At 36.7% G+C, this 9,336-nt stretch carries 8 protein-coding genes and 1 CRISPR repeat array; all 8 genes read right to left on the bottom strand.

Going from position 1 to position 9,336, the window contains the following annotated elements; all coding sequences use genetic code 11:
• The first annotated feature begins 53 nt into the window (after positions 1-53).
• Positions 54-479: a CRISPR direct-repeat array (repeat unit 30 nt; unit sequence ATTTCAATTCTACTTTAGTCCGATTCAAAC).
• A gap of 100 nt (positions 480-579) precedes the next feature.
• A complete protein-coding gene (gene cas2 / locus QME58_13240; protein MDI6804781.1) occupies positions 580-843 on the bottom strand; it encodes a CRISPR-associated endonuclease Cas2 in 264 nt (87 codons plus the stop codon).
• Between the two features lies 1 nt (position 844).
• Positions 845-1,966: a type I-B CRISPR-associated endonuclease Cas1b gene (gene cas1b / locus QME58_13245; protein MDI6804782.1), complete on the bottom strand. Its 1,122-nt coding sequence runs from the start codon at positions 1,964-1,966 to the stop codon at positions 845-847.
• Between the two features lie 2 nt (positions 1,967-1,968).
• Positions 1,969-2,565, bottom strand: a complete 597-nt coding sequence (locus QME58_13250; GenBank protein ID MDI6804783.1) for a transposase — start codon at positions 2,563-2,565, stop codon at positions 1,969-1,971.
• Between the two features lie 59 nt (positions 2,566-2,624).
• Positions 2,625-3,197 (bottom strand): CRISPR-associated protein Cas4, encoded by a 573-nt coding sequence (locus QME58_13255; GenBank protein MDI6804784.1) that lies wholly within the window; start codon positions 3,195-3,197, stop codon positions 2,625-2,627.
• Complete coding sequence (cas3, locus tag QME58_13260) at positions 3,197-5,854, bottom strand: CRISPR-associated helicase Cas3' (GenBank protein MDI6804785.1); 2,658 nt, start codon at positions 5,852-5,854, stop codon at positions 3,197-3,199. Before cas3 ends, QME58_13255 begins: the two co-directional genes overlap by 1 nt.
• A 7-nt stretch (positions 5,855-5,861) precedes the next feature.
• Positions 5,862-6,656: a type I-B CRISPR-associated protein Cas5b gene (gene cas5b / locus QME58_13265; protein ID MDI6804786.1), complete on the bottom strand. Its 795-nt coding sequence runs from the start codon at positions 6,654-6,656 to the stop codon at positions 5,862-5,864.
• Positions 6,656-7,939 (bottom strand): type I CRISPR-associated protein Cas7, encoded by a 1,284-nt coding sequence (locus QME58_13270; GenBank protein ID MDI6804787.1) that lies wholly within the window; start codon positions 7,937-7,939, stop codon positions 6,656-6,658. Before QME58_13270 ends, cas5b begins: the two co-directional genes overlap by 1 nt.
• A 17-nt stretch (positions 7,940-7,956) precedes the next feature.
• A partial coding sequence (locus QME58_13275) for a hypothetical protein (protein MDI6804788.1) occupies positions 7,957-9,336 on the bottom strand: 1,380 nt, incomplete at its 5' end.

A 9,336-nucleotide genomic window follows, 5' to 3' on the forward strand; every position in this document is an offset into this window, starting at 1 on the left:
ACGATAAAATCTATAACACTAAACTTATATTTGAATTTTTGGAACTGCCCTATATTTCAATTCTACTTTAGTCCGATTCAAACCTTCCTGCTCCAATGATTAGGATAAAGGTATTTGCCATTTCAATTCTACTTTAGTCCGATTCAAACGGGTATCCGGTATCATTCAACAGGAGGCTTTCTTCCATTTCAATTCTACTTTAGTCCGATTCAAACTGCCAAGCGAAAGCGCCCCCTATCCTAAACGAGTAAATTTCAATTCTACTTTAGTCCGATTCAAACTGTATCAGCTCCTCTTGCAGGACTTAACCTTACCATATTTCAATTCTACTTTAGTCCGATTCAAACGGAGTATGTAATGTCCCACCTAATACAGCTGTATTAATTTCAATTCTACTTTAGTCCGATTCAAACCAATATGGGGATGATTACGGCAGGAACGACCTCCATATTTCAATTCTACTTTAGTCCGATTCAAACCCGTAAAAAAACGCATAAAAAATATGCCTTTCGGCACTCTTACTACTCTCTTTATCGTCAACCTACAATAATGTAAAAACCATAGGGGGCTGACGACATTTTATAAAATTGTCTCTATTCCAGCTTTTTCAACGCCCATAGTCTCTTTCTCAAAATCATATTCTGCCCGCATCTTGTAAAACAATACCGAGTCCTTATCGGGCTTTATTCGCTTACGAAGACCCGCCTGTAATTCGGCAAATTTTCCGTCGGTCAATTCGCCTTCAAATACACTGTTCTGAACCCAATGTAAGTATTGCCTAAGATATTTGCAAACTTTAGCTACTCGTTTTTCTTCTATATCATAAACTATTATTACGTACATATCACCACCACGCTCTGAATGCTTTGTATTCGTCTTTACTCGTTATGTGGCGGACTAATTTATAGGCTTCTAATCTAATCAAATGTCGGTAGCTCACATTTCTGTTCAAGCTTCGATGCTTGATTGTGGTTTTCAAACGTTCATCGTATTCTTGTAAAACGATTTTTCGTCCTGATTCTTCTAAATAACAGAAGTTCAATTCTTTACGAAAATGTTTCTCCTGTATCTGTTTATTGTTCAAGAGCTTGAATATCATTTTATCGGCAATTATCGGTTTAAAAATTTCGGCTAGATCGAGTGCCAGCGAATATCGGCGCTCGCCGGGTCCGTGTAAAAAGCTTATTGTCGGATTTAGGTGAGTATGATAAATTTCGCTCAGCACAGTTGTATAGATTAAACTATTCGCAAAAGATACTAAAGCATTAATTGCGTTATCGGGGGGATGCTTAACCCGTTTATCGAGTGAATATTCTTGACCGACTATTTCGCCCCAGCATTTATAATAACGGTCGCGGATGTTGCCTTCAACACCCATTAGTTCTTGAGTTGTATTTGCAGACGATATAGATGCGCGCAAATTCTCAATATCAGAAATTGTGTGTCCAAAATCGATTTGCTTTTCCCCCTGCGATGGTTTGCTGTAATATTGTAAATTTTTAAGGATGTTGAACGATGCCGCATCGATAATTTCACGTGCTATTACAAGCCGGCGCTGAGTATCTAAATATGCACGCACTTGCTCAACTATAGTAAAACCCGAAGGCAAGTAATCGCGAGGGAAGTAACTGCCGCCATAGTGCCCATAGTAATTGAATATATGAAGTGGAATCTTCTGTGTTGCAAGGAAGTTAAAGAAGCGCGTATTGAAATCCATTTCACCAAAACAGTAAAATGCTTCGATGTCTTCTACGGGAATTGGTTTACGTTTCACCCGTCCGGTTTGCGGGTCGGCTTCGGTTTCTTCTGTGAATCCTGCTAAAGTTTCTTCGTCGATTGCTGGGTCGGCGTCATAAGTTATGGTGCTGCCGTCGTCTTGCTTTTCTTCAAGCACCGGCTCAAAGTAGATTGTGTTTTGTTTTCTTCGAAGCCTTCCTGATGTCATTATGTAGTATGGTCGTTTCATGGTTAAAGGTTTCCTTCTGCTTCGTCAATATCTTGGCGAAGGAAACCTTTTGTTCGGCTTTTCTCTACATAGCTGATGTAATCGATCGGGTTGCCTTTAAAGACTTTGTTAAAACTGAGCAGAATTTGGTGCAAATTAATTTCGGAAATTTGTTTAAGCCAACTTTCTAACTCGGCGTAATTCGAGTACTGCCAGTCGTGAGGGTTTTCAGCTAAACCAGCAATAACAGGGTTAAGATGTATATAACAAGCAACTTCCACAAAATCTTGGTCGGATTCTATCGATTTATATTTATAAGGTCCCTGGAATAAGTGTCCAACGTGTTTATACTTCAAGTTAAATCGTTTAGCCACCGATGTTGCGAGCGTGTCCATCATTTGAGGCAAATTACCGCCAGTATTCTGACTTAAAATTAAATGATAATGGTTAGGCATCAGACAATATATCAACGTGTTTACAGAATATCTTTTTGAATATTCTTTGAGTCTTTTTAGAAAAAATGTATAATCCTCGTGGCACATAAATATTGCTTGCTTGTTATTCCCACGGTTGTAGATGTGGTAGAGTTGATTATCGTGTATTTTTTCTTTTCGTTCCATGTTTAATCAGGATAGAAGGTTTCCTTCTTCTCGGTTTCGATCGACTTGAAGGAAACCTTCTAATCGACCCAGCATAATTCAAAATAGCTGCACGTTCTGCAAAATTTTTTATTGATCCGTTCTGGGGGATTCTCTGAGCCGATAATCCGCTCAATATCTTCTATAGCTTTTAACAATTCTTTCTCCTTCTCATCAGTTAAAACTACGTTTGTTTTCTGCTTTAGTTTGGGGTAATCAATCTCGCCACGCAGAAGGTTTCCTTCTCCCGAGAGCAGAAGGTCACCTTCTTTAAAGTTTTTTCTTTGCTGAAGGTAACCTTCGTTCTTGGCTACACCGACGCCTTTCTGTTTCAAATACCACAGATAATACAGCACCTGCATTTCGTGAGCTTTCTCGACCGAGTCGCTCTTCTTCACTTCATGGATGATACCCGTCTTTGTATCGATCCAATCGATGTTGATAACACCGTCGATGTCGATGCCTTTTTCTTCCCGAGCATAAGCGTTTTCATCGATGACTTTGCCGATATAAACGAGGTCGGAGGTGTGCTCCATCTGGATATTGTGAGAGAAATACCAAAGCTCACGTTTGCAGACGTAGTAATAGTTGATATGCGTGCCAGTGATTTGCATTAGAGAAAGTTGCAATCAGTTTCAATGTCTCTTTTCAATCCATCCTCATAAGAATAAATACCAACATAGTACTGTAAATACAGGAAGCCATACTTAAATTCGTTGCCATCTGAATAATGCTTCAGCAGTCCAAACTGATTTTTGTTATTCCAGACACTGAATGAAAACTTTGCAAGAATAGGCGACAGAATTTTCAAGTCTATTTTCTTGCTGATAAAATCAATATCTCTGTTTTCGATTACAGATATGTACAGTTCCCACACCCTTTCACCACCTACTTTATTTTCACCTTCCCCAATAACTTTCGCTGATTGCAAAAATCTCAACTCACCCTCACTAAAATGACAAGTACCAATTGCCAAAGGTACGAAAATGCTCACCGTGCTACCTTTTATCAGTTCAAACTGTTTGTGCACTTCTTGAAAATCTAATCTTTTAATTTGGTTTTGAAAATCTGAGAGGTTACCAACCATGTTTTGATCTTTATTGTCCCGATTGATATTCTCAAAGACTTTGTCGTAAAACGAATCAAAGTCTTTCTTAATAAGTATATTTTTGTACGATTCAAGATCTATATGCTGTTTATGTCGTAGATCGGATTTGTATGTTTTTAAACTATCTCTTGAGTTAAATAAAACAAGCTCAGCATTCTTTTTGGATGCGTTCCTATTTATTCTACCAGCAAGTTGTTCCTCAGCATCGACAATTGATTTGTCTTTGAAGCCAATATCCATGTCAATATCTAAGCCCGCCTCTACAACCTGCGTACATGCAACAACAATTTTTCCGAAATTACTTTCATCCGATTTCAGATAATCAATGATTTCTTTCCTCCTCGGTTCCAGAACAGTTCCTGACACGATAAATTTCTTATATTCTAAAAACCTCGAATCAGCATTTAGCTTTTCATAGAAATCTTGAGCCGATATTTTTGTAACAAACTCGACAATTGCTTTAACTCGTTTTTCCTTTTTGTAGTATGCTTCTGAATGTTCGTAAATAATAGATAAAAGATTCTCTGATGAATATTCATCTGAATTAATGTAGTCGAAGTTAAAGACAACCCTGTTCCTGAAATTTGGATTCTGGAAATAATTGTCTTTGTTTTCCACAAGATACACGAAGTTGTCTTTCTGTTCTCCATCTTTATTTAAAAGCAGCTTGCTAATCTTCGGCAGCGTGGCAGACATTACAATGAAAGTAATGTTAAACGATTCCGAATAAGAATTCAACAAATAATTTATTTTATCCCACTCGGATGGTGTATACGATTGTATTTCATCGATGATGACGATTGAATTTGCAACACGATGGAGTAGATAGTTTACCTCCTTCTCGTTTGAAGTAAGAATATCGAAAAACCTGATGTGAGAAATTAGACTGATTGGATAATTCACAAAAAGATTATCTAGATAGTTCTTCCTTTTCGTCCCATAGTCTTCACCGTCTCTGTTGTCGTGATACGGTGCTTTCGAATGAATCTCTGCAAGTTCATCCTGCTCAAGACGCAAATTCTCCCGGATGAATTTAGCTGTTTGAGTGATCAGGGTTGTAAAAGGGAATACATAAAATACTTTTGTCGCATCCTTCCGTGATTTTAGGAGTTCAGCCAAACATAGGACAGAGAGATTGGTTTTTCCCGAACCCGTGGGTGCTTCAATGTAAAAAAGTCGCTTGGTTTTATTTCGTTCAAGATTAGACAATACTTCACACGATAATTTTTGTCTCAAAACATTCAGATTCTCGTTTGATATAGATTGAAGATTCTCAAATGACTCTCTTTTGTAATTATCCTTTTTTTCAAGTAGGTCATGATTATATGAAATACTATAGACACCTTCATATAATTTCTTCCGTAACTCGTCGTCTATAATTCCAAAGTCATCGCATTTTATTTTAAGCATAAACTCATTAGTCGCGTAGTAATCTGATGCGGTCAACAACGATGAATTGAGTTTTATAAGTGTGTAGAGATGGAAGAATGATTTTGTATTATTCAGCAATCCGAATACTTGATCTTTCTTTTCAAGAATGTTTTTAAAATGATCCCCGTTGACACCATCTGTCGTGTTAAGCAAATTCAAATACCCTGATAAAGAAGCAATCATATCTTCTTCGAATTCCACTTTCTCGGGATTGGATATTTCTCCATGGTGTTTCACAATCGGATGAGCAAATAGAAAAACAAGCAAGAAAAGAAGTGCCTTATCGGACTGACAGAAAGAAGATTCCTCCAATTCTTTAAAAGCGGTAGCAATGAATAAGTATGCGCTCAAGAACGAATGATCTGAACCAATTCCATTTTTCACTCGATTGAATTGCTCGTTTTCCATTTTCACAATCTGGAAATTCTCGTTCATTTTCCCCAAATCGTGATATAAAATTGACTTAATGAAAAGCGATTTGAGAAAAGACACGCTATTCTCCATGTATGAATCTAAATTGGCTTTGCATATCTCAGCCACCATCTGGTCAATTATTGGTTCAAGACCGTTTACTTCGCACAAACGTAGGAAATAATCAACAGTCAAATTCGTATGGTCTCTTAGAGTTTCCTTCTGATTATCGTTCCAATGAGCATAATACTTGTTTGCATCTTTAAGTATATTCGAAACATCGCATTCTTCACGATTACGTATTTCACTGAAAGTTACCATGCATTTACTAAATCAATTGTACTATTTTACCAGACTGCTTTAATAAGAATAGATTTTCCAACGCATATTCCTTGATTAGCTTCCAGTTAGAAAAAGCAAAACTATATTTCCGGTAATGTTTAGTATACGCATCGAATTCAAGCGGAAGGTTTTCGAAATAAATAAAACTATCTACACTTAGCTCGCTGAAATCAAATATTCCAGCACGGGGATCCTCTTTTGAATCTTTTATAGCGGTCCCTTCTTTCTTTAGAAAGATCGTTTCTATTTGATAATTAGCTTTTGGCTTATGACTCACCTCGTAGTCATATTCGGTAGTATTCTCCCACCACAGTTGGAAATCGTTTTTACCGAGATAAGGTATATATACCGATTCGCCCATCATCATGTTATTATATAATTGTGCTTCGATTTCTTCTTTGACGTTCAGCAGTAGAAAGATCCGGTATGCCGGCTTTAACAATGTTTGTTCACTCACAATGAGAGTGCCACCATCAAGGTTTGCATAACCAACACTATTGTTGTAAGTGATGACTGTCTTCTGGAAATTGCCTTTTGCCGAATCCAACGGTTGGATACCAATTTTAAGGCGTTTTAGTTTCTGATAATAATCAGGGAATAAATCCTTTTTTTCCGAATACCATTGTGCATAACCACCCAAGCCCACAATCGCTCCAAGTATTCCAAGCAATGCCGGTTTGTGAAGACAATTATACGTAAGATAAATGCCTTCGTTCGTATCCGGTTTTTTCAGAAACCCAAACTGTGCCCAAAGATCAACAGATATGAGTTTCGCATCCATTATTTTATTTCCTCGTTGTTAAGAATATTGAAATGTTTAATCTTTCCGACTTTATCCAAGCCTATTAACACAGTGTTGATCGGATTGTAATAGACTTCCACGTTCATGACATCAGCATCAATCTTTTGAAGACTTTGATGTACTAAGGAACAATCAATCTCTACCTTTTCTCCATTGCGCTTTATATTTACCAACTCAGTGAAGCTCGGCAACATTTTTTTTGAACCATCAATCAATTGTACAAAAACTGTTGCTTCGTTTTCAGTGCCGATTTTTCTTGAAGAATCTAATGCTGTCACAGAGTTATTGAATGCTTCTTTGAGCTTTTGGATATCCTCATTAGACAAGAACAGTGAATTGTCATTCACTTTTTTGTAAAGTTCTTCTGTGTTTTTGGGATTAATAGAGAAATGGAACACGTAATGACCTTCCTTCAAGTTGGTCTGGTTTCCGATTGTGGACATCTGCTTAGTTTTATCTGTTGTAAACGGTGAAAGAATATCCTCTGTGTAAATTTCATTCATCACATTCCCTTGTGTGTCCATATACCGATTCACACCGTGATTGATTTGTACTGGTCCGTGAATGGAGATGTTGACCTTGCCAATTCCGTCGGCATAGGTTGCACCGAAGAGCCTGATGTCGCAGCAGGTTAAAAGTTTACCTAGGACTTCAAATTTGTTTACACCACCCGTGAGATCCAAATCCAACTTTTCAGATAATTCTTTTAGTTCTTCAAGATCTCCCTCGATCTTCATTATTTGCTTATTCTTGTTAAGATGAAAATAGCATTCACTTTCTAAACCTTCAGTGTTAACTTCCGACTCCTTTGCATAAGCAACATCTTTTGATGTCAGTTTTGCTATTGACGCCGAATACTTCTTCAACGGTGAATCTTCCTCCAAGGATTTGAAGAAATCTGTTACTTGCTTCTTCTTTGGTTTTTCTGGCAGAACACCAGTAACAGTTTCACCATCGAAGAAGAAGAGAGAGTACTTTTCAATGGGTGCCTTGGGGTAATTTCCAAATATATCTTTGTAAGTTTCATTAAGTGTCTTGGGATTCATCTTATCATCGAATCTCTTCACATAAAAAAGCCTATTATCATTGAGATGTTTCCTAAAATAATCCTTCACTGCATACTTCAATGCTTTATCAGTTGAATAAACAACACCATCGGGTAGTGTACGTGGGTGATGTGTGAAATCTGCATTAAAATTGGAGTTGATCGATTTTAGAATAACGCAACCGAACACACGATTTTTAAATTCTGTAGTTGACATAGTAATTCTTCCTTTCTTTAGTTTGTTTCAGATGATTTTAATGATTCAAAGATTAGCGGTGTAGAGAAATATCCAGATAGAACGACCGGTAGAAGTTCTTTGATTGGAGTTTTACAATCGTATCCCAGTATTTCTCCCGCAAGTCTTTCAAATCGACCCTTGCCACAACTCCCATACCATTCGAATTTATGTTTATACTGATCAATTCCTCGAACGATTACTAATCGAAATTGTTTAGGGTCGTTCTTATTGATGAACGGTTCGAGTAAAGCGTGGGTTTTCTTATACGATTCGCTTTGCTTTAAAATAAAGCATATTAGTTGTCCAGCAGCAAATGCAAATTCATCATCTTCAGCAATGTGGTAATTTTCATCGCTGAAGAGTTTCCGCATTCGCTCCTGATATTCGGGAATTTTAGATGCCATATTAACTCCTTTAAAGTTTTTATTGTTTGTGTCAAAAATGTGGTTTAATGAAAAGAGAATGTTGAGTTTCTCTTTAATAGTATATGTTTTTTTATATTCTTTATCTTGCTTTATATCGTCAAGGATTGCTGAAATAATCAGATCATAAAACATCTTACCTGTGATTGCTTGCGTTCTTGATTTATAGATGTAGTCGTAGAAACTTTTTCTGTACTTGAGAATGTTTTGATATGTTGCTGCACTCATATACTTTGCGTCAATATCATCAAAGTATCTTAACATTATTTCATCGTTCTTCGTTTTTAGAACTAAGGCATTGTTGAATATTGTACGCACAACATCCAATTCGAATTGAAAAATATGATCTATTTTGCGTTCGTGATAGTCTTTTATACCCATCGGATTTTTTATTTCAAAACCTGATAGCTTATATCTGAATTGAGGGACAAAATCAAAGTCATAGATCATTGGACCATCAGCTGTATTTCTCCAGTTAATGAGGTAATAATCGGAAAGATCGGTTTGATGTTGCTCGAATAGTCTTCTGACAATCTCCCTGAAATGTAAAACCCGCTCATCGTTGTATAATCTCACAATATCTTTGTTCAGTTCGTCTTTATCAATAAAAATTGGCAATGGATTTGGAAGCTTGTCATAAGGTTTTTTATGAGATAGTAACCTTTCAAACTTGTAAAGATTTAGTGCGGTTTTCTGTGATATTCTATTGTTAACCTCATAGTGCGAAGTCTTATGAAGCATAAATTGTTTCTTAACGTTGGCGCCATTTAAAAATCCACTTAATCCAAATATTTCCCCCTCAGAAGATGTAAGATTATAGTCATCTTTGTTAAAAAGATTCTTCTTAAGGTAACTCTCAAAATCTTTCTTCACTATCTCTAAACTGACGTTGAAGTATATCTTAAGGGCGGTTCCAAAAATTGACTTATTGAATACTTTTTTTTGTATATTTAA

It is taken from the genome of Bacteroidota bacterium (genome assembly GCA_030017895.1).
Lineage (GTDB): Bacteria > Bacteroidota > Ignavibacteria > UBA10030 > BY39 > JASEGV01.